Source organism: Paraburkholderia sediminicola (genome assembly GCF_046027825.1).
In the GTDB taxonomy this organism is placed as follows: domain Bacteria; phylum Pseudomonadota; class Gammaproteobacteria; order Burkholderiales; family Burkholderiaceae; genus Paraburkholderia; species Paraburkholderia sediminicola_D.
This window is the reverse complement of the sequence record NZ_JAQQDU010000031.1, coordinates 65,159-86,746: the sequence shown is the minus strand read 5'-3', so window position 1 is coordinate 86,746 and position 21,588 is coordinate 65,159. Positions and strand designations below refer to the sequence as shown.

Here is a 21,588-nt window from a genome sequence, read left to right as displayed (position 1 = left end):
CTCGACCAACTGCCATGGGTTGACAGCCCATCGGCGCTATCGCTATAATCTCGCTTCTCTTTTGGGTCGTTAGCTCAGCTGGTAGAGCAGCGGACTTTTAATCCGTTGGTCACAGGTTCGAATCCCGTACGGCCTACCAAAAAGATTTAAGGGCTTAGCTTCGGCTAAGCCCTTTTTCTGAAAGGAAAATCAAGCACTTGCGAGCAATCGCGGTGCTTTTTTTTCGCCTACAGGAAACGTGTGCCGGTCGTCAAAAACTGGCCTTTGCCGGAATTCCGCCGGAACGGAAGAATCCAGACCAAGCGATTTATTACTTCGCATGGGAGTCTGGAATGGCATACATCAGTCAACGCGGCGCGTACTGGCGAGTAGAAATCCGTCGCCGCGGGTACAAGCCGACTTACCGCACCTTCGACACAAATCAACAGGCTCAGCAGTGGGCCCGACGAATCGAATCGGAGATCGATGCGGGCATCTATATCGACCGCACAGAAGCCGAAAGGACGACGCTCCGGGAGGCGCTAGATCGCTATGCGCGTGAAGTTGTGCCAACAAAGCGTTACCCAAAGCAGGAGCGCACCCGAATTATCCGATGGCAGCAGCATGACCTGGCTTATCGGACTCTGACTAGCCTGCGCGGCGTTGACTTCGCTAAATATCGGGACGCACGCCGCGCCGCGGGTCGAGCCGAAAACACAATCCGGCTTGAGCTTCAGCTTGTCAGCCATCTTTTCGAAATCGCCCGGAAGGAGTGGGGACTAGAAGGTCTCTTGAACCCACTGAAGAACATCCGCAGGGTCAGCCTCTCGATTTGAGCAACCCTCGCGCCCCCCGCCCACTCGGCAGGTAATCAGAGGCTACCCCGCTTGATGCTATAATTGATTCTCATATGCATCAATTTAGGAGCAAACTGCCATGCGGACCACCGTTACGATCGACGACACACTCTATCAGGAGGCGCTGGACCTCGCCGATCCTGGCACGGACAAGACCGATCTGTTCCGGGCCGCGATACAGACGTTCATCCGCGTCCAGGCAGCCAAGCGCCTCGCCGCGCTCGGCGGCACCGTCCCCGAAATGGCTGATGTCCCACGGCGTCGATCCGAGGACGACGGACTGTGAACGTACTGATCGATACCTCGGTGTGGATCGACCATTTCCGCCGACGCAACGAGTCCCTGGTTCATCTGATCACCACCGATCAGGCGCTTACTCATCCGCTCGTGCTCGTTGAACTCGCGTGCGGAACTCCGCCGGCGCCGCGGGCACGCTCCCTCCACGATATTGGCCTGCTGCGGCGTGCACAGCAGGCGACATGGAGCGAGGTCATGCAGTTCATCGAAACCGAGCAGCTATATGGCCAAGGTTGTGGCGGCGTTGATCTGACGCTGCTGGCCTCGACCTTGATGACCCCTGGCGCCCAGATCTGGACGCTGGACAACCGGCTCACCACACTCGCGCGACGGCTCGGCGTTGGCTACCCGCGCGACGCACATTGAATACCCGTCGATCATCGGGATTGGTCAGGATGAAGGTCGCGGCGAGCGCCGGTAGACGGCGCTCAATGTCCTCATTGCCTTCACCACCATTGCTCAGGCAGTTTGCGCTAGTCGCGGAAAGGTTGCCGCCGCCGTTGCACACCGAAAGCTTGACGTCGCGAGTTCGGCACCGTTAGCGCAACGGGTTTGCACGTCCTCCCGACACCCTCAAGGCGCGAGGTTTGCCAGCGGTTCGCCATTTCCGCGCGCGCATCACGCTCACCTTGCGCTTTGGGTTACGCACGGCACTGGGCGAGTTCTGTATCCACCGTGCGCAGGCCATGCGATTTCGCCTGTTCTCCGGCTCGCAGGTGGAGCGCATTTTACTATTTCACCAAAACGCATTTTTAACGCACGCGGTTTGCACTACATGTAACCACCTTGACGCACGCCTGTATGCACGAGATACACATACCGATGCTCACTTCTGTACGCACGAGGTTCGCAACTTTCTCGCACGCGGTTTAACGTAAGGCGGGAAAGTATGACGCACGGTAAACGCATTTTTTACGCACCGGTATACGCACGGCGTTTACGCTTTCACGGCGACCGTTACGCCATTTCTTCGCGCGGAGTTACGCAACGTTTCTATAGGGCCTGGACTGTCATTTGCGTGAAAGCCGCGATCTCTACGCAAAACGTTTACTCCGGGCGACAAAAACCGCAATGAAAACACGGTATTGCAGGATAGGCTTGCGCCGGTTATGGGCGCCATGCGCACTACCATCTTTCAATGTCGCGGGACTATCGGGGAAGGCGCCTCACGGATTTCGTCACCGGATGCAACGCGATTCGATCTCGACAGGCTCGCGTCAGCGCGCTATCGGTTCCTGCAATTTCCACAACCGTATTTCAGACTCAAAGCCTCACCCCGCAAGGCTTTGAAGATTGTTCAGGTCCGACCAGGTAGGCCTCGGGATCAAGGCCGTTCAGGCGTGCTGATCCGATCAAACTCTCGTCCAAATCACCTGACAATTTGCCATTTGGCCGCCTGTATGTCCTCAAGGAAAGCGGCCATCGCTATCGGTGCAGCCCTTTGTCTCGCCGGTCTTTCGAGTAAATTCGAGTCGCACCAGCTATTGTCTCGACTCGCAAGGAATGGTGAGACCCGTTGTTCCGTAAGCGATAACCGCCCGAAGAAATGCAAACCGCGGTCGCGGGCCGGCCATCGGTGCCCGTTCCCGGCTCGCCATCCGGCGTCACCGCCTCGGGCAGCACGGGCCGCGGCATCGCCCTTACGGTCGATGCATTGACGACGCCGCGCGCGAGTGCGTCGCGGCCATAATTTCCAGCCGATGCACGCTTGTCTGAGTGAATGCTTTTGCAGTCCGGCATTCACCTTTATATTCAATTCGCATTAAATCAATTTCCGATTTTTCAATTACTCATAATAATCTGATTGCTTTGGCAGTATCGTCATACGTAAATTCGCGCGAGAAAACAGAAATAATCGAGAGGCGGTATGAGCACCCAGGACATAATCGGGGCAATAACGGGCGGACTGTCGCAGCAGGGCCGTCTTCTAAAACTGGATACTCCGGCTGGCAACAACGTATTGTTGCCCCACCGTGTCACCGGGCGCTCACGGATCGGCCGCGATTATTTCTTCCTACTCGACTGCGTAGCTACCTCGGGCGACGTTCAGCTCAAAACGCTGATCTCCCAAGCCGTTACCCTCTGGATCGAACAGACTGATGGGTCTTATCTGCCCCATCACGGCTATGTGCACACGGCTCGTCGGCTGGGAGCAGACGGAAATCTTACAAGCTACCAGTTGGGCTTTTCCTCGTGGATGCACTTCCTGAAGTTCCGCCGCGACCAGCGACACTGGCAGGACAAGGCAGCGGACGAAATCATCTCGGATGTGTTCAACCAGCACCCACAGGCGAAGGGGATGTACCGTTTCGCGCTGTCGAAATCGCTGCCGACTCGCTCATATTGCCGGCAGAACGAGACCGACTGGAATTTCGTGCACCGGCTCCTGGAGTCTGAAGGCCTGTTTGGAATCTGGCAACAGGCTGCCGACGGCAAATCGCACACACTGGTCATTACCGACCGCCTCGAAACGCTCGAGCCACTCTCTCCTGCGACGATCAACTTTTATCGTGCAGGCGTGAGCAGTGAGGCCGATGCACTCACCCAATGGTCGGGCACACGGACACTGCAATCCGTGATGCTGTCGACGCGTACTTTCGACTATAAGAGTCCTTCGACGCCCTCCAATCCGAAAGGGACGTCGGTTCCGACGATGGAGAACCAGGGAGCGTTGCCCTCACAAACAGAAGTCTATGAATACACCGGCGGCTATACGTATCCGGAACAGGAACGTGGCGATCACCTGTCGAAGATTCGCATGGAGGAATGGGAGTCGCAGGCCAAGCGCTTTCACGGCGTGGGTAGCCTGCGCGCGATGGACGCGGGCCGTCGCTTCACGCTGACCGGCCATCCGGAGCACGATCAGGACGCCGCGGACCAGAACGAATTCGCGAGCATCGAGGTTGAGTGGGTCATCGAGAACAATCTTCCGCTCGCCGGGCACGAAGCGAACTACCCACACAGCCTGAATCATCAGCTCACACAGGCCCGCGCCGACGACCCGGGTCAGATTTTCAGCGCGAGCCACGCGGACGGCTCCACGGGGTTCTACCGGGTCGCCGTCGAAGCGCAGCGTACGAAGGTGCCGTACCGGAGCCCCTTCGAACATCGCAAGCCCGAAGCAAAACTGGAATCTGCGATTGTGGCCGGGCCGAAGGGACAGGAGTGCTACACCGATGAACTGAACCGGGTGAAGGTGCTCTTCATCTGGGACCGGCTCAATGAAGGCGATGAGCGTGCATCGTGCTGGGTACGCGTCGCGCAGTCCGATACCGGCGATGGTTACGGCGGCGTCCACATGCCGCGTGCGGGTGAAGAACTGCTGATCGGCCACATAGGCAATGACATCGACCGCCCGATCGCGCTTCATCGCGTGTACAACGGCGCGGCGAAACCGCAGTGGCATTCGAACGGCCTGCTTTCCGGCTATCAGTCCCTGGAGTATGGCGGTGGCGGCGGCTATAACCAGCACGTCATGGATGATTCCACGGGGCAGCCTCGCATGCGGATCATGAGCAGCCACGGCATGAGCGGTCTCCATCTCGGCTACCAGATCATCCAGGACGGTAATTCACGTGGCGCGTACACCGGCAGCGGGTTCACCCTGCGCACCGACAATGCAGGTGCCGTCCATGCGGGCGAGGGCCTGTATTTCAGCACACATCAAATCAGCGCCGACGGTTAGCCGCTCGATACCACCGCGCCGCGTGAGATCCTGGCGCGTGCGGATCTGCTGGTCGAGTTGTTGTCCTCCGCAAGTTCGACCGCCAAGGCCGAGGATATGAAGCCTGGCCGCGAAGCGCTTTCACAATTCGCGAAGGCGACCCAGCACAGCAAGGCGGGCGTGGCCAAAGGCGGTAATACGGCAGGCGGTGGGACAGGAAACGCCAATGCCTTTGCCAAACCTGTCATGCTCGGATCGAGTCCAGAGAGCATGGTCACAGGTTCGGATCCCGTACGGCCTACCGAAGATTTAAAGGGCTCAGCGCAAGCTGAGCCCTTTTTCTTTGCTTCGCGAACAATGTCGCGCTCTCCACGAGCCGCTCGCTGTTCGCCATTCTCTCCCGCAGATTCCGTCAACGCACATCCTCAAATCCGTCTCCTTGATGGCGCTCCACGCCAACTCCCAAGCAAATCGCCAATTGTCGGCTTTTGACCAAGGGTTCGCATGTCCCTCAGCCGATCGAAACACCCAAGAGCAAAAAACGACGGCCCCAATGCCGCTTTGATCGCCTGATCATCGAAATGATTTTTGATCGCCCTCCCCTCGGCCAGCAACACCTGATACCGCCCAGCTTCTGACACAAGTCGACGGGATGTCGTCATCCTTTCGCACAATTCGAGCATAAATACCGTCGGCGCTGTCCCTGCTTGCTGTCATAGCGGCCACCGTTGCACACGTGTGCAAAGTTCAGGGCACGTCGCGGACTTTCTCTTTGAACCTGGACAGGATCTCTCATGACTCGAACAAAACCGAAGCTGTCGATGCCCGCGCAGCGCCGTCATTTCATCAAAGGCAGTGCGGCACTCGCCCTCTCGCCGCTGGTGACTGCGCTGTCCGCCTGCGGCGGCGATGGGGGCTCTCCGGCAGCGGCCCCGATCTCCGCGAAGGATGCAGCGACCAATCGCAGTCTGGCGGGTCGCTCGATGACGATCAATCTCACCAACTGGATTCCCGACCTCGCGCTCGCCTACGGCAACGCTGCGAGCCAAAGCGGCTCGCAGCCGCAAGCGTCGGCGGCCCAAATTGCTGTCGGTCAGTCGACAGCGGTCAGCGCATCGAACAGTTGGGGCGACTGTACGGGCTCGTTCAGCCTTGCGGGAGGCGATGCCAGCTTCGCCGTGTCCTACGTTCACCCGTTCGGCTCGTCGCCGACGACAGTTACCGTTGCACCCTCATCGGGCTACGTGTCAGGTGCGAACGCAGCGACTTTCCCCGGCCACGATGCGGTCGCGAACGTCAATCTGTACCGGGGCGTCGCCACGAGCAGCGGTGCCTGGGTCGCGCCGCTCGTCTTGCTCGGGACGCCGCCACGCAATAACTGCCAGGACTTCGCAAACAGCATGTTCGGCTCCGGCATTCGCAGTGCCGCCGTCATCCAGTCGGCTTACCAGAGTACGGGACCGAACGGCTATGTGCCGCCCGCCGATTTCACGGGCAGCCAGTTAGCGGGATTCGTCACGCAATGGGTGCAGCGCTGGTTGAACGGCGCGTCGTACACGACGCTGCCAGCCGCCGACGCGCAGTTGATCGACAGCTTAAGCAGCTACGTGACGAACGCCGCGAACAATGGCCCGCTGACGATGTGGGTCCCGCAGATGACCTATCAGGCCGGCTCGAACCCGGCCGTGTTCAATCTCACGGGTTATCAGCCATTCGCCTTTGCCGACGCAGCGGGTAACTGGAATGCAGCGAGCATCTCGGCGTTCCTGACCTTGCTCGCGGCAGGGTCACACCTCGTTGCGATCTGCGCAACGAGCGACCTGCCAGCCGGCGTGTCGATGCAGGCTTTCGACACCTATATGGGTGCAAGTGGCCTCACAACCGCCGTCGACGTCGGCAATTCGCACTACACATCGCTTCTCAATACGACAGGCAGGTACTACCTTAGCGTCGGCAGCGATTTCGCGCCTGAGAACTGCGGGCTCATCCTCTCATTCCTGTATGGCCGCACGGTCAATAACCTGCTCGCCGGCAGCGGCACATACAACACCTTCATTCAACTGGAGGGTTGGCAGGCAGGCGGCTCGCGCCACAACGCAGACTACGATACGTATCAGCAGACGCTCTGGAACATCTCGACGCACGGTGCTTCCGCCTATAGCGAGAAGCGCGCAACGTCGATCTTCCTCGCACCGGCCGGCTGGACACCGCAGGTGTATCAGACGACGCTGATGATGCCGTACGTCGGCGCGTACGCCAATTCAAACGGTACGCCGCAAAGCTGGCTGAATACATCGCTCGTGACGATTCCGCCCAACGCGCCGCCGCTGCCTTCGCGCTATGTGTCGAGCTGACCTGTTTCGCTAACCTGCTTCGTTGGCCTGCTTCGCTGACCCGTTGTAGCAGCCGCAATAGCCAATGCAGCCACGTGAAAAACGCCTGAAAAGAAGGGGCAAAAAGAACGCTCCCTCCTCTGCTCGACAGGCTTCAGGACACGCGCTGTTTCGTGCGACTGTAGCCCGTAAGCATGGGCACCATCTGCGCGTACACCTTCGGATTCCCCGCAACGATTTCACCGAGTTGCAGGAAGTCGGCGCCGCCGACATAGTCGCCAACGAGACCGCCTGCCTCCGTGATCAGCAGGCTGCCTGCCGCCATGTCCCATGCGCTGGAGCCCTGTTCGAAGAAGCCGTCGAGGCGGCCGGCCGCGACATTCGCGAGATCGAGCGCGCCTGCGCCGGGACGGCGCAGGCCGGCGCAGGCCCCGGCCATTTCGGCGAACAGACGTGTGTAGGCGTCGAGGTCGGCCGTGTCGCGGAACGGGAAACCAGTGCCGATCAGATCGTCGGCAAGACGGTCACGTTCCGCCACACGAATGCGACGATCGTTAAGGAATGCACCGCAACCGCGCGTGGCCGTGAACAGATCGTTGCGGGTCGGGTCGTAGACCACGGCCTGCGTGACGGTACCTTTGTGCGCGAGGGCGATCGATACGCAGTAGTACGGAAAGCCGTGGATGAAATTCGTCGTGCCATCGAGTGGATCGATGATCCATTGGTATTCGGACTCGTTATCCGACTGGCCGGATTCTTCGGCAAGAATGGCGTGATCGGGGTAGGCGGTCTTGAGCGTATCGATGATCGCAGCTTCCGACGCCTTATCGACCTCCGTGACGAAATCGTTGTGCTGCTTCTTGCTGACCTGGAGCAGATCGAGATCGAACGACGCGCGGGTAATGATCTGTGCTGCGCGGCGTGCGGCGTTGACGGCGATATTGAGCATGGGATGCATGAACCTGAATCCTTTTGCGAACGGGTACGGCAACCGTCCGGTAGCAAAATTGAGTGGAAACAATGGCGAAACAACGCGACATCAAGGGTTATCTGGACCCGTCCGCAATCCCTTCGTAGAGGTCTCGCGGTAGCGTCTGTTGCACATGACGCGTCAAGTTCCGGATAGTGTCGAGCTACGTCTAAGTACGAAGCCGGCTCACATTGCGTGCCACCAGCGCACGAACCAGCGCCCAGTCCGCGTATTCGCAGAAGTCGATCATCATGGTTCCGCACGGTCCGTCGTGAGTCACGAGGCGCTCGACCAGCATGTCATTGATACCGCGACACCGGCCGCGCCCGCAGGCCACCCTGCGTGGGTTGGCGCCCATCCCGGTGCCGCTGCAGAAATTGACGACCCAGCGCTCCGTCGTGCTCTGCGCGGTGAGAACCAGTAGGGCCTCAATCGCACGGTATTTATAGTCGATCGACGCCTCTACCGGCACGCGGAATTCGTCCTGAATGGCAAAGGCCGCCCCCGGCTGGTCGAGTTCAAATGTGGCGTTGTCAGGCCACATTGACAGATCGATCCCCAGCGCAGACTCGCTTGCGAATCTGCGCAATAGCACGATCGAGCCGCGCACTTCGCCCAGACGCGGAATGGTGTCGCCCAGATACCAGCGTACCTCTGCATAGCGCTCGATATACGACTCGAACGTCTGGGCGAAGCTGCGCGTGCAGCCCTGGGTGCCGCATTCGTCCTTGACCGACATCACAATGCATTCGCCAGGATGCTGCGCCAGAAAACCCGCGCACACGGCGATGACATCGTCGAACATCAGGCCAAGCGGAATACGCGCGTGATTGATGTGAAATACATCGCCCTCATGCCGGCAGCGAATATCGAGTACCCGCACCCCACTCTTCAACTGTTCCGCCAGGGTTGCGCCCTGGGTCTTCGCAAGCGCATCCTCGACGGTATAGGCGCAGCTGTCGTGGCTGCCCGGCAAAGTCAGTTGGTTCAACGCGGCATCGTCGGAAAGGTTCGACATCCAGCGAGCCAGCGCCGGGGCGGCAATGTCAGTGTTCATGGGCTGTAATGGGTTAAGTGGCCTGGAAATCACTTTCTTCCGTTGTATATTGTTTGACGGTCATCTTCTTGTCCTCTTGATCGGGCAAGCTGCAGGAAGCTGGCTTCGCGTCCCTTCACTCGTTAATACATGCCGAAGAAACAAACGCTTTGGGTTACTGCCGCCGATGTGGCGCGCCGCGCCGGTGTGTCGCGTTCTGCCGTGTCGCGCGCCTTCTCGCCTACCGCCAGCATCGCCCCCGAGACTCGGGAACGCGTCATGGAAGCTGCCCGCACGCTCGGCTATCAAGTCAACCTGATAGCGCGCGAAATGATCATGCAGCGCAGCAGCATGGTCGGCGTCGTGACCGCGGGTTTCGAAAACCCGTTTCGCGCGAAGCTGCTTTCGCAGATCATCGCGGCGCTCGGGCGCCACAAGCTCACACCGCTCGTGATGAACGCGGAAGATCCCGTGCAAATCAAGCACTCGCTCGACATGCTGCTGAGCTACCGGATCGCCGGCATCATCATGACTTCCGCCTCTCCTCCACTCGGCCTCGCTCGCCAGTACCTCGAAGGCGAGATTCCTGTGGTGATGATCAACCGCGCATCGAATCTGTCCGGTGCGGACGTCGTGGTGAGCGATAACATGGCGGGCTCCGCGCTGGCCGCGCAAATGCTGGTCGATGCCGGGGCTACGCGGCTTGCATTCGTTGGACCGACCAAGACCAGCTACAACGGAAAAGCGCGCGGCACCGGGTTTGCTCGCGCAATCCAGCGCATTGCGAAGCAAAACCCCCACGTCGCCCATCCGGTCGAGACGCACGTCACGGCGGCCGATACCTACGAATGCGGCATCGCGGCCGCGCATGCGCTGCTGAAACAGAAAGCGCGGCCCGACGGCGTGTTCTGCTCGTCCGATTTGCTCGCACTGGGTTTTATCGATGCCGCACGGCAACACTTTACGATCCGCGTGCCTGATGAGCTTCGGGTAGTGGGTTTCGATGACATCCCTGCCGCCAGCTATGAAAACTACCAACTCACCACCATCCAGCAGGACACGTTCGGTCTGGCAAATGCCGCGACCGGGATGCTGGTCGACCGCATGAACGCGTTCTCCGGCGCTTCCCGTACTCACGTAGTGCCGGTAGCGGGCGTGGTGCGAAAAAGCTGCACCTGAACGCCACTCAAGCGATGCGCCGACCGCTCTGCGCATCGAAAAAATGGAGCTGCCCGGCCGGCAACGTTACGCCGAGCAGCTCACCCGGCGCGGGTCGCCGGTGATACGGCAGACGCAACACCAGACTCTGCTTGCCCAGTCGGCCGAACGCGAGATTGTCGACGCCCAACATCTCACACGCATCGACGGACAGCCGTACCGGTTGATTGGATTCTTCTCCGCCGACCGCAACCATCACATGCTCGGGGCGAACGCCAAGCACATACTCGCCGCCGGCCACGATGGCCGCGCCGGAATCGCTGGATTCGCTCGCACCGGCAATGGAAATCCTCGGTCCATCGTTGACGTGGAAATGCAACCGGTCATCAGACAGGCGGCCACGCAGCAGATTCATCGCGGGCGCGCCCATGAAGCTGGCTACAAAGGTACTCTGCGGGCGTTCGTAGATTTGCTCCGGAGTCCCGATCTGCTCGATGCTCCCTTGATTCAGCACGACAATGCGTTGCGCGAGCGTCATCGCCTCAACCTGATCGTGCGTGACATAGAGCGTCGTCGTGCCGAGCCGCGTGTGCAGGTTGCGGATCTCAGCGCGCATCTGACTACGTAGCTTGGCATCGAGGTTGGACAAGGGTTCGTCGAACAGAAAGAGCGCGGGTTCGCGCACGATCGCGCGCCCCATGGCGACCCGCTGCCGTTGTCCGCCCGATAACGCATGCGGCTTGCGCTCAAGCAAGGCGTCGAGCGAAAGCATCTGTGCCGTTGCCGCGACGCGCTCGCGAACCTTCTCCGGCGTCATGCCGCGCATCCGCAGACCGAATGCGATGTTCTGCGCGACCGTCATGTGGGGATAGAGTGCGTAGCTTTGAAATACCATCGCGACATTCCGGTCCTGCGGCTCAATCTGATTCACGATGCGCGAGCCGATCTTGATGTCGCCGGACGTGATGGTCTCGAGTCCGGCCGTCATCCTCAACAGGGTCGATTTGCCGCAACCCGACGGACCGACCAGCACAACAAATTCGCCGTCCGCCACATCAAGATCGATGTCGCGCAAAACCTGTTGCCGACCGTGCCGCGTCTTGCAGACTGCACGGAGTGTGAGTGTAGCCACCCTGTATTCCTTGTCGTATTACCGTCGATTCCAGCCACGGAGCAATGCCGCTGCACATGGCGGCCTCCCCTGCCTTGCACGCGGCGAGGGGAAGCCCAACCAACTGCGGATCTGAGCGCCGCACGCCGCCTTGCAGCGGCGGCGGCGATTGTCAGAACCGGTGCAGGATGCCGACACCCGCGGCGACCTGACTCCCCGTCGACGACGGGGTGCCGTTGAAGCCGTCGCCGATCGACGCTGTGGCGTTGATGATGCTCACGCCGTTCGAGCCGATCGTCTTGCCGCTCGCGTGCTGGTACGCCTCACCCAGATACAGGCCAGTACGCGTCGACAGGCTGTAGTACTGCGTCAGCGAGATCTGCTGGTATTGCGCAACGCTCGTGATGCCATTCGACTGTGTCGCGCGCGTGTAGCTGTAGCCGCCCGCGAAATCCCAGCTCACCGTCGGCTTCCAGTGCAATGCGGCCCCCGCCGTGTTGAAGGTCGCCGTGCTGCGGAACGACGAGCCCACGCCCGGGATGTACTGAACGTTCGAGTACGACACCGACATGTCCCATGCCGGCGAGAACCTGTAGCCGGCCGTCACCGCGACGCGCTGCTGTCCTTGCGCGGTCTGGTAGCCATTGTTGATGGCCGAGACCCCAGGCTGGCCGCCCGAGTTCGTCGTCGAGGCCGTCCCCCATGCACCACCGCCGGGCGTCGAATTGTTGACGCGCTGGAAGCCAGCTGCGATGCCGAACGGGCCGTTCAGATACTGGATCGCCGCGCTCCAGGTCGAACCGGCATTGGTGCTGCCCGCTACGCCGCCGAGCGCATACGAACCGCTCACCGTAAAGCCGTAGACCTTCGGCGACGTATAGACCAGCGAATTGTTCGCGCGGATCGTCGTGTCGAGCGAATCGATATCGCCCGGGTGTGCGCCGAAGAAACCCGTCAGATAGGTCGTCGGGCTGTACGGCGAAAGCAGCGAGTAGTACGAAGTGTACTGGCGCCCCGCAGTGAGCGTACCGTAGGCAGGATTCGTCAAGCCCACCCATTCCTGGCGCGTAAACATCCCGCCCGTGAATTGCGACTGACCGTTTGCGCTGTTCACGCCGGCTTCGAGCTGGAAAATCGCCTTCGTACCGCCACCAAGATCTTCCCCGCCCTTCAGGCCGAACCGGCTGCCGGCCCATGCGCCGTTCGACATCGTAACGGCCGAGTGGCCACCCGTCGTCGAGCCGCGCGACGTACTGCTGCTCTGATAGACGATGCCGTTATCGATAACCCCATAGAGCGTGACGCTGCTCTGAGCCTGGGCCGTCGTGGTTGCTGCAAGGCCTGCAGCCGCCATCGCGACCACCAAGTGCTTCTTCATTTGAATGGATCTCCGGTGTGGTAGGTAGACGGGCGCGCAGGCACCCGACACATTGACAATGTCACCTGACGCAGGCGCCATCGAGCAGCGCGTGCCGCCTGCTTTATTCGATCTACTTCAGCCCGCCTAGAAAACCGCGCAACAGGTAACGCTGCACGTATCCCGCGACGGCCAGTGTCGGCAACGAGGCGATCATCCCGACGCTCATCAGATCGCCCCAATCGATACCGTTTTCCGTGACATAGCCCGCCACGGCGAGCGGCAGCGTGAAGCGGCTCGGCGTGGAGAGAAACAGCAGTGCAAGCAGGAATTCATTCCAGGCGGTAATCAGCACGAAGATCGCGGTGGCGACGAGCCCTGGCGCGCACAGCGGCAGCACGATATGCACGAGCCGCCGGGTGAGGTCGGCGCCATCGAGGCAGGCCGCCTCTTCATACTCGATGGGCACTTCGCGCACGAACGAAAGCAGCATCCAGATCGACAGCGGCAGCGTGTACACCTGGTAGGCGAGCATCAGTCCGAGCTCGGAATCGAGCAGGTGCAGGTTTTTCGCGAGCGTGAACAACGGCACCGCCACCGTGATCGGCGGCATCAGCTTGACCGCGAGCACCAGCATCAGGAACAGCAGGTCGAGGCGCCCCGGAAACCGCAGGCGCACGAGTGCATAGGCGGCCGGAAACGCGAGCGTCAGCGAAAGCAGCGTGGTGCCGCAACTGACGAGCAGCGAAATCAGCAACTGGCGGCCGATGCCGCTTGCCCATACCGACTCGAAGTGCTGCAGCGTCGGCTCGTGCGGCCACAGCGCGAGCGGATGATCGAGACGCTCGAGGGTCGGCGTGAACGCGGCGCCAAGCATCCAGACGCAGGGCAGCAGCAACAGAACCAGTGCGGCGGCTCGCAGGAGCCAAAGGACCGCATGCTGGCCCGTCAGACGGAAGGCAGGGGATGGCGTGGCGGAATTCATCATGCGCCTGCCTTGCGGATCGACAACCATACGTTCGCCGAAACAAGCACAGCCGATACCAGCAGCATCATCACCGAAGCCGCACTGGCCGGCCCCATATTGAAGAAGCGGAAACCCGTGTCATAGATGTAGGTCGACAGCGTCTGAGTCGCGTTCCCAGGACCACCGCCCGTGAGTGCATAGACCTTGTCGAACAGTTTGAAGGTGTCGATCGAGCGCAGCAGCATCGCCAGCACGATCTGCGGAACGATGAGCGGCAGCGTGATGTGGCGCAGGCATTGCCACTCGCTCGCACCGTCGGTACGGGCCGCTTCATACAGCTCGGGCGCGATGGACTGCAAACCGGCAAGAATGATCAGGAATGCCATCGGTGTCCATTGCCAGACGTCCACCAGAATGAGCGACCAGATCGCCAGGTTATGGTCGGACAGCCATTGCACGCCCGGCAGACCGAACACCGCGAGCAAGGCGTTCAGAAACCCACTGTAATTCAGCCAGTTGCGCCAGATTGCCGAGCACACCAGCGTCGACAGCATCATCGGCAGAATAAGGAGCGGTATGACGAAGCGGCGGCCACGAAACGCACGAAAAAACAGCAGCGCCAAAGCGCCTCCCAGCACGACCTCGCAAACCGATGCCACAACCGTGAATTGGAGCGTATTGACAAAACTGGCCGTAAATTCACTGTCTCCGAGCACCGCACGATAATTTTCCAGCCCGGTAAATGCGCGGTGTCCCGACGCATAGTCGACGTTGAAAAATGAATCGACCAGCACTCGCAGGATCGGGTACAGCGCCAGTACGCCGAGTACCAGCACAGACGGCCCGACCAGCAAGACCAATGGCAAAGATCGACGCACGGCGTTCATGGGATAGTTCAACGTAGCGTCGTTATTTGGCAACTGCGGCCATCGCCGGCGTGATCTTCTGGGCAGCCTGATGCAGTGCTGCGTCAGGTGCGAGCTGCCCTGTCAGCACGAGTTGCAAAGCGTCCCCCAGAATGCTCTCGATCTGCTGCCAGTCCTTCACACGCGGGCGGGCACGGCCTGCCCCGAGCGCCTTGAGCTGATCCGGATACCAGCGGAATTGCTGCACAAGAGCCGGGTCCTCGAACACGCTCTTGCGGGTCGGCGGAATGCCCATCACGGCGAGCCGCGTCTGCGTGTCGCGCGCGGTCAGATAGGTGAGGAACTCCTGCGCAAGCGTCGCATGCGGCGCGTCTTTCGGAATGGCCATCTGCCAGATACCTAGCATCGGCGACGGTCCTTTCACTTGTCCGGGCGGCGCCTGCAGCGCAACCTCGCCCACCACGCGCGACTGCTTCGGATCGTCGAGCGCCGGGATCCATGCCGGCCACACTTCGAGTGCCTGCACCGCCGCACCCTTTTGCAAGGCGTCGCGCACTTCGGCTGCGCCGTAGACCGCAACGTCCTTCGGCGCATAGGCTTTCAGCGCGACGAACATCTTCAATGCCGCCAGCGCTTGCGGGGAGTCGATCGTGACTTTGCCACCCTGATCGATCACGTCACCGCCGTACGCCCACAGAATCGGCAGGAAACCCGTCACGACGGGGTTGCCCTTGGTTCCGCGAAACACCACGCCGGACACGGTCGCATCCGCACCGCCGGCGACCTGTGCGATCTTCAGCACCTCGTCCCAGTTGCGCGGCGGCTGCAGCTTGTATTTCGCGAGCAGGTCGCGGCGGTAGGCGAACATTTCGACGTTGCCGACCACCGGCAACGCGTACAGGCCACCCGAGGGCGCGCGGCCGAGCGCGACGGTCGACGCGACCATATCCGCATCGGCCAGCGTGGCGGGCAGCGGCTTGAGCCAGCCGTTCGCGATGAATTCAGGCGACCAGGTGTCGTCCATCATGACGAGGTCGTATGCGCCGCTCCCTTCGCGCATCGACAGCTTCAGCTTCTGATAGAGATTCGCATTCGGCAGCTTCAGCAACTCGATGTCGGCACCGGGATGCAGCTTCGTGAAACCGGCGACCGCCTCCGTGAGGCCGCGACCATAGATGTCGTCGCGGCCGGCAATCACGAGATCTGCCGCGCTGACGCTCAACGTCACGACGGATAGGGCGACGGCGACGGATACGGCGCGCAGGCTGCTGAACAGTTTCATGCGAGATCTCATTGGATTGGCGGAGTCGTCATTGCGCGTTGCACACGTGTGCAAGGCAGACTGAAAAAGAATGCCACTCAGGGCACGAGCGCCATTCTCGCTGCGGATCGTTAAAGATTTGTGGCAAGCAAACGGAAAGGTACGACTGTCCGAATAGTTCGGCACCCCACAGACCACTCACATCTTGCGCAAGCATGATCGCTCCACGGTGCCGGAAGAGCGCCCCAAGAAAAACCACAAGACAGGGCTGCCAGGCCATACGACCCCGTTGCCCAACCGCCCAGGGGGGCGCCCATGAAAACTGCAAAAGTAATCTGGGTAGTAGGTTTGGCGATCACGATCGAAACGTCGCACGCGCAGGAAGTATTCATCGAGGGCGGGACGCTCGGGGTTGGCATCGGCGCGGCGCTGAGCGTCACGTCCTGGTCAGGCATACACGCGGACTTCAACGCGATCAACCTCTCGCATGACTTTACGGTAGGCGGAAATCGCTATGACGACAGCGTGCGTCTTCGCCAGGGCGGTCTCTACGGCGATCTGTTCCCGTGGTCGAACAGCGGCTTTCGCGTCACCGCCGGCCTTCGCTTCACGGATGACGAGGTCAGTGGCAGTTCCGTTCCCACGAACGGCACCTACACATTCAAAGGCACGACCACGCCGGCCTTTCCGGGCGAGTATGCGACCGCCACCGTCAAGTACCCGACCGTGATGCCTTATCTGGGCGTGGGCTACGGCTTGCAACCCGCAGGCAAAGGATTCGGCCTGGTGGTCGATCTCGGCGTCGCTTATGGCGTACCGCGCTAGTCCTATACGTTGTCGCCGGCGCTGACTCAGGCCGCGGGTCCTGCCATGAGCCAGGAGATTATCGCGACCGGTCTGCAACAACTGAGAGACAAAGCCTCGCCCTATCAGTGGTATCCGACGCTGCAAATTGGCCTTTCGTACCACTTCTGATGTGACACGCGACACCGACGGAATCGAAGCAATATCGCCCTGGTCTTCCGCACAGGCGTGAAACATTCTCACAGCGCCAATCATCAGAACGCATGCAAGGACCAAGACATTCCTACATCACGCCTCTTCGATTCTGATCAGATACAACGGACTCCGAACATTGATATTTATTGAGATGTAAAGACGTGCAATGATCGCCGCCGATTCTGCGAATCACGCTGCAACGCTGTGTGAGCAGACGCTTTGGCAACACCGCAGATTCCTGCGCCTTCATTCCGTCAACGTGACCAATTTTCTGTTCGGCCTCGTCTCGAACCTTGGCTTTCTCGCTATCGTGCTGAGCGTGTGTCATCTGTGCAACCGGCTCGCACCCGGCGCCGCGCTCAATGGCGCGCATATTTTCGTCGCGCTGGCCCTGGCTGCGTTGCTGCTCGATGCCGCGCTGACTTTTCTCGTGTTCGCCGATGCGCAGAGCCGCTATGGCCAGTTCAGCACGTCGAGCGCATTCTTCGAACGCGCCGGCGCGTACGTGCTGGCAGCCATGGCCGCGTTGGCGTGGCGGTACGTGGCACGTCGCACGCGCGCCGCCAAAACCAACAAAAACACGCTGGTGATTCGCACGTCCCCGTATTCCGAATCGCATCTGCCGATGTAGTCTCACGCGGCCCGTTTTCTCCCTTCACGCATTGCGCATCATCAACAGGAACGGACCTTGCGTCTGCGCGCGCCGTCGCGTATAACTTCCGGAGATTGAGAGTTACCGTCTGCGCCCGCTGCCGGGCATTTGCCCCTGTATTGCACTACCGTCGTTCAATCAGTCGAAGGCAACTTAACCAGCGAGGAACATCTTGGATCTCGAAACCGTACGCGTGTTCATCATGACCCGAGGCATCGACCTCGGCACCAAGGTACTCGGCGCAATTGTCCTGTGGGTCGTCGGTCGTTGGGTCATTGGCCTGATCACCGGCCTGCTTCGCAAACTGCTGGCTAAAAACGGCCGCGTCGATCCAACCCTCGCCCACTACCTCGGTTCGATTCTCGGCGCGCTGCTGAACCTGCTGCTGATCCTCGCGATCCTGCAAGTGTTCGGCGTCCAGACTACCTCGTTCGCCGCCTTGCTCGCCGGCCTCGGCCTTGCGATCGGCACTGCCTGGGGCGGCTTGCTCGCCCACTTCGCGGCAGGCATCTTCATGCAGGTATTGCGGCCGTTCAAGGTGGGGGATTTTGTGATGGCGGGCGGTGTCACGGGCACGGTTTCGGAACTCGGGCTGTTCGGCACGACCATCGTGACGCCCGACAATGTGGTAACCATTGTGGGCAACAACAAGATCTTTTCGGACACAATCTCGAACTACAGCGCCTTGCCGGTGCGGCGCGTCGAGCTGACCGCGAAGATTGCGAATGGCGTCGACCCGACGGATGCGATGGTCCGGTTGAAGGCAGCCGTTACGCAGATCCCTAACGTGGCCGAGAGTCCCGCACCGGATATCGAAGTGTTGAGCTTCACGCCGGAAGGACCGTTGCTGTGCGTGCGACCCTACACGCACACCGACCATTACTGGCAGGTCTATTTCGACACCAACCGCGCGATCATCCAGACCTTCAAGGATGCAGGCTACCCGACACCGGAAACGCCGATTGCGCCGCGTATTGTCAGTTGAGCACTGATCGGGGCTTAGCGCTCTGGACTGAGGTTGGCGTTCGCTGAGGTGAAGCGTTGTTTCGCTGCCTCAGCGGTCCCAGTCACCAGAAACCAGGCCGCACAAACGAAAACGGCGTCGCGAGACTCGCGACGCCGTTTGTTCGTCTAGCTTCGTACTACGCGAGGCGTCAGCGGCTACCCGACTTGGCCGCGGCGTTCTTACGCGTCACTTTCCACAGCGCGCCAAGCACAACCGGCACCACGGCCGCGCCGATACCCACCAGCACGATCAGGTTCAAATACTGCCGGATGAACGGAATGTTGCCGAAGAAGTAACCCAGCAACACCAGCAGCAATACCCAAAACAGCGCACCCAGGATGTTGAACAACTGGAACCGGCTAACCGTCATCTCCGATGCGCCGGCCACGAACGGGGCGAAAGTCCGCACCACCGGAATGAAACGCGCCAGCACGATGGTCTTGCCGCCGTGTTTTTCGTAGAAGTTATGCGTCTTCTGCAGCGCGGAGCGGTCGAGGAAGCGCTCAAGGAAAGGAATGTGCGAATTGAACACCCGAGGCCCGATGGACCGCCCGACCATATAGTTAACCGTGTTACCGACAACCGCGGCGACGAGCAACAGCACGATCAGCAAACCGAGATTCATTTCGCCGGTCGCGCAAAAAGCGCCGCCGATGAACAGCAACGAGTCACCCGGCAGAAACGGCAGGATAACCAGCCCGGTTTCGCAGAACACGATCAGAAACAGCACCGCATAGACCCAGGCACCGTACTCGTGAATAAAGACGCCCAGAAACTTGTCGATGTGCAAGACAAGATTGGCGAACTGTAGCAGCGTGTCCAAAAAGCGTCCTTTATGTAAGCGAATGTGAGCGTGGCGGGAACGGCGGCGTCTGCAGCCTTACGGGCGACGCGCAGCGAACGCGTGTTCGCCGCCGGAAATTGACCGCGCCATGATACCGAAAGTGCCCCGCTGCGATAAAAAAACTGCTCGCGCCAAATCGCTATAATTTCGCAATGTCAGAATTCTCCGAAACGCCTGCCGGCACCGCCGACGCGGCCGCAGTTTCCGCCGCCGCGCCCGTCCCACGCCCGTTGCGGGCGATCCAGCCCCTTCCCGATCAGTTGATCAGCCAGATTGCCGCCGGCGAAGTGGTCGAGCGGCCGGCCTCGGTGGTCAAGGAATTGCTGGAAAACGCGCTCGACGCCGGCGCGCAGACGCTGCGCATCCTGCTCGACGAAGGTGGCGTCAAACGTATCTCGATCACCGACGACGGCTGCGGCATCCCCGAAAACGAACTCGCGCTCGCGCTGATGCGTCACGCGACCAGCAAGATCCGCTCGCTCGCCGAACTGGAAGCGGTCGCCACGCTGGGGTTTCGCGGCGAAGCGCTGGCGTCGATTGCGTCGGTCGCGCAGATGGCCATCACGAGCCGCACCGCTGACGCGCCGCACGCTGTTCGCGTCGACGCGCAAACCGGTGTGCTGAGCCCCGCTGCCGGTACCCAAGGCACCACGATCGAGGTCCGCGAGCTGTACTTCAACACGCCCGCACGCCGCAAATTCCTGAAAAGCGAGCAGACCGAACTCGGCCATTGCCTCGAACAGATTCGCCGCGCTGCGTTGGCACGGCCGGATGTGGCGATTTCGGTCCTGCACAACGGTAAGGCGGTCGAACACTGGAATGCCAGCGAACCGCCCGCGCGGGTCGCGAAGATTCTTGGTGAAACGTTCGCGACGGCTCATCTGCCGCTCGACGAATCCGCGGGACCGCTCGCCGTCTATGGCTGCGCGGGGTTGCCAACCGCGAGCCGCGGGCGTGCCGATCAGCAGTATTTCTTCGTCAATGGCCGATTCGTGCGCGACAAGCTGCTCACGCACGCCGTGCGCGCCGCCTACGAAGACGTGCTGCATGGCGACCGTTACCCGTCCTACGTGCTGTTTCTCGATCTGCCGCCAGAAGCGGTCGATGTGAACGTGCATCCGTCGAAAATCGAAGTGCGGTTTCGCGATTCGCGTTCGATCCACCAGTTCGTGTTCCACGCGGTACAGCGCGCGTTGGCGCGGCACGCGGGCGCCTCGCCGGAAACGACCGCCGGCGGACATGCAGCGCATCTGGAGGCGTCGCCGGGTGGACCGGCTTCGTTCGGCGCTACGCCGCTGGGCGGTGCGGGTGTGGGCGGCAGCGGCTTTGGCGGCGGTGGCTTCGGCGCAGGCGCAGGCGGCCTCGGCGGTGGGATGGGTAGCGGGCTGGGAAGCGGATTCGGATCCTCGCAGCCAGGCAATACCTGGATGCGCCAGGCGCGCATGACGCAAGGCACGCTGCCGGTTGCGCAACCGCTGGCGTTCTACGACGCGCTTTTCGGCCGTAGAGACACAAACACCGGCACGGCGGAAGGCGCGACGTTGTTCGAAGCGCGCGACTCGGCTACAGAAGGGCCGTCCCCGTACAACACCTCGGGACCATACGCATCGCCTGCGTTCAATGCCTCAGACGAACAACCGCTCGGCTTCGCCCTCGGCCAGATTCACGGCATCTACGTGCTCGCGCAGAACGCGCATGGACTCGTGATTGTCGACATGCATGCCGCGCACGAGCGCATCCTGTACGAGCAGTTCAAGAATGCGCTGGCCGATCGTGCGATCGCCGTGCAGCCGCTGCTGATCCCGCAGACCATGCAGGCCGATCCCATCGAAATCGGCACGGTCGAAGAAGAGCGCGACACGCTGGACGCACTGGGTTTCGACCTCGCCGTGCTGTCGCCGACCACGCTCGCGATCCGCGCCGTACCTGCCTTGCTGAAAGATGCCGATCTGCAGGCGCTGGCGCGCGCGGTTCTCTCCGACCTGCATGCCTTCGGCGGTTCACGCGTGCTGACCGAGCGTCAGCACGAACTGCTCGGCACGCTCGCCTGCCATCACGCGGTGCGCGCGAACCGGCGTCTGACGCTCGATGAAATGAACGCGCTACTGCGCCAGATGGAGGCGACCGAGCGCGCCGACCAATGCAACCACGGGCGTCCGACATGGTATCAGTTGACGCTGTCCGATCTCGATCGGTTGTTCATGCGTGGGCAATGACGGTGCGCCTGAGAC

At 60.9% G+C, this 21,588-nt stretch carries 17 protein-coding genes, 1 tRNA gene and 1 pseudogene; 11 read left to right on the top strand and 8 right to left on the bottom strand.

Translation table 11 applies throughout. The features are described 5' to 3' along the window. Window positions 1-63: 63 nt before the first annotated feature. From PQQ96_RS18605 to PQQ96_RS18580, 6 genes and pseudogenes are all read left to right on the top strand, one after another. Window positions 64-139, top strand: a tRNA-Lys gene (locus tag PQQ96_RS18605). A gap of 58 nt (window positions 140-197) precedes the next feature. Further along, window positions 198-815, top strand: coding sequence for a hypothetical protein (locus PQQ96_RS18600; protein WP_408294713.1), 618 nt, complete (start codon window positions 198-200; stop codon window positions 813-815). 100 nt (window positions 816-915) lie between these two features. Continuing rightward, complete coding sequence (locus PQQ96_RS18595; RefSeq protein WP_408294711.1) at window positions 916-1,122, top strand: type II toxin-antitoxin system VapB family antitoxin; 207 nt, start codon at window positions 916-918, stop codon at window positions 1,120-1,122. Further along, window positions 1,119-1,499, top strand: a complete 381-nt coding sequence (locus PQQ96_RS18590; RefSeq protein ID WP_408294708.1) for a type II toxin-antitoxin system VapC family toxin — start codon at window positions 1,119-1,121, stop codon at window positions 1,497-1,499. The genes PQQ96_RS18595 and PQQ96_RS18590 overlap by 4 nt, the downstream gene beginning before the upstream one ends. 1,501 nt (window positions 1,500-3,000) lie before the next feature. Continuing rightward, window positions 3,001-5,070 (top strand): annotated as a pseudogene (locus PQQ96_RS18585) (type VI secretion system Vgr family protein); the annotation flags it as partial. A 521-nt stretch (window positions 5,071-5,591) separates the two neighbouring features. After that, window positions 5,592-7,151, top strand: a complete 1,560-nt coding sequence (locus PQQ96_RS18580; protein WP_408294706.1) for a hypothetical protein — start codon at window positions 5,592-5,594, stop codon at window positions 7,149-7,151. A gap of 133 nt (window positions 7,152-7,284) precedes the next feature. On the opposite strand, the gene PQQ96_RS18575 is transcribed toward PQQ96_RS18580, so the two are convergent. Continuing rightward, window positions 7,285-8,088, bottom strand: coding sequence for an inositol monophosphatase family protein (locus tag PQQ96_RS18575; RefSeq protein WP_408294703.1), 804 nt, complete (start codon window positions 8,086-8,088; stop codon window positions 7,285-7,287). A 181-nt stretch (window positions 8,089-8,269) separates the two neighbouring features. Continuing rightward, the gene (locus PQQ96_RS18570; protein WP_408294701.1) at window positions 8,270-9,157 is read right to left on the bottom strand and encodes a phosphatidylinositol-specific phospholipase C; all 888 of its coding nucleotides are present in this window, start codon (window positions 9,155-9,157) and stop codon (window positions 8,270-8,272) included. A 129-nt stretch (window positions 9,158-9,286) separates the two neighbouring features. Here PQQ96_RS18570 and PQQ96_RS18565 point away from each other — a divergent pair, with 129 nt between their 5' ends. Then, the gene (locus PQQ96_RS18565; protein ID WP_408294698.1) at window positions 9,287-10,315 is read left to right on the top strand and encodes a LacI family DNA-binding transcriptional regulator; all 1,029 of its coding nucleotides are present in this window, start codon (window positions 9,287-9,289) and stop codon (window positions 10,313-10,315) included. Between the two features lie 7 nt (window positions 10,316-10,322). Here the strand turns inward: PQQ96_RS18565 and ugpC are convergent, their stop codons facing one another. From ugpC to PQQ96_RS18540, 5 genes are all read right to left on the bottom strand, one after another. After that, window positions 10,323-11,426 carry a sn-glycerol-3-phosphate ABC transporter ATP-binding protein UgpC gene (gene ugpC, locus PQQ96_RS18560; protein WP_408294695.1) on the bottom strand — a complete coding sequence of 368 codons (1,104 nt, stop codon included), beginning with the start codon at window positions 11,424-11,426 and terminating at the stop codon, window positions 10,323-10,325. A gap of 151 nt (window positions 11,427-11,577) precedes the next feature. Next, the gene (locus PQQ96_RS18555) at window positions 11,578-12,783 is read right to left on the bottom strand and encodes a porin (protein WP_408294693.1); all 1,206 of its coding nucleotides are present in this window, start codon (window positions 12,781-12,783) and stop codon (window positions 11,578-11,580) included. Between the two features lie 112 nt (window positions 12,784-12,895). Continuing rightward, window positions 12,896-13,747 carry a carbohydrate ABC transporter permease gene (locus PQQ96_RS18550; protein WP_408294720.1) on the bottom strand — a complete coding sequence of 284 codons (852 nt, stop codon included), beginning with the start codon at window positions 13,745-13,747 and terminating at the stop codon, window positions 12,896-12,898. Continuing rightward, on the bottom strand, window positions 13,747-14,616 hold the full coding sequence (locus PQQ96_RS18545; protein WP_408294717.1) for a carbohydrate ABC transporter permease: 870 nt from the start codon (window positions 14,614-14,616) through the stop codon (window positions 13,747-13,749). Before PQQ96_RS18545 ends, PQQ96_RS18550 begins: the two co-directional genes overlap by 1 nt. Before the next feature lie 22 nt (window positions 14,617-14,638). After that, complete coding sequence (locus PQQ96_RS18540) at window positions 14,639-15,877, bottom strand: ABC transporter substrate-binding protein (RefSeq protein WP_408294691.1); 1,239 nt, start codon at window positions 15,875-15,877, stop codon at window positions 14,639-14,641. Between the two features lie 294 nt (window positions 15,878-16,171). Here PQQ96_RS18540 and PQQ96_RS18535 point away from each other — a divergent pair, with 294 nt between their 5' ends. From PQQ96_RS18535 to PQQ96_RS18525, 3 genes are all read left to right on the top strand, one after another. Continuing rightward, window positions 16,172-16,681 carry a hypothetical protein gene (locus PQQ96_RS18535; RefSeq protein WP_408294688.1) on the top strand — a complete coding sequence of 170 codons (510 nt, stop codon included), beginning with the start codon at window positions 16,172-16,174 and terminating at the stop codon, window positions 16,679-16,681. Window positions 16,682-17,021: 340 nt separating this feature from the next. Continuing rightward, window positions 17,022-17,486 (top strand): hypothetical protein, encoded by a 465-nt coding sequence (locus PQQ96_RS18530; protein ID WP_408294685.1) that lies wholly within the window; start codon window positions 17,022-17,024, stop codon window positions 17,484-17,486. Window positions 17,487-17,679: 193 nt separating this feature from the next. Further along, window positions 17,680-18,492, top strand: a complete 813-nt coding sequence (locus PQQ96_RS18525; RefSeq protein ID WP_408294682.1) for a mechanosensitive ion channel family protein — start codon at window positions 17,680-17,682, stop codon at window positions 18,490-18,492. 169 nt (window positions 18,493-18,661) lie between these two features. Here the strand turns inward: PQQ96_RS18525 and PQQ96_RS18520 are convergent, their stop codons facing one another. Beyond that, on the bottom strand, window positions 18,662-19,336 hold the full coding sequence (locus PQQ96_RS18520; RefSeq protein WP_408294680.1) for a DedA family protein: 675 nt from the start codon (window positions 19,334-19,336) through the stop codon (window positions 18,662-18,664). A gap of 173 nt (window positions 19,337-19,509) precedes the next feature. On the opposite strand from PQQ96_RS18520, the gene mutL reads away from it, so the two are divergent. Next, entirely contained in the window at window positions 19,510-21,573 is a 2,064-nt protein-coding gene (gene mutL / locus PQQ96_RS18515; RefSeq protein WP_408294677.1) for a DNA mismatch repair endonuclease MutL, read from the top strand. Window positions 21,574-21,588: the final 15 nt, after the last annotated feature.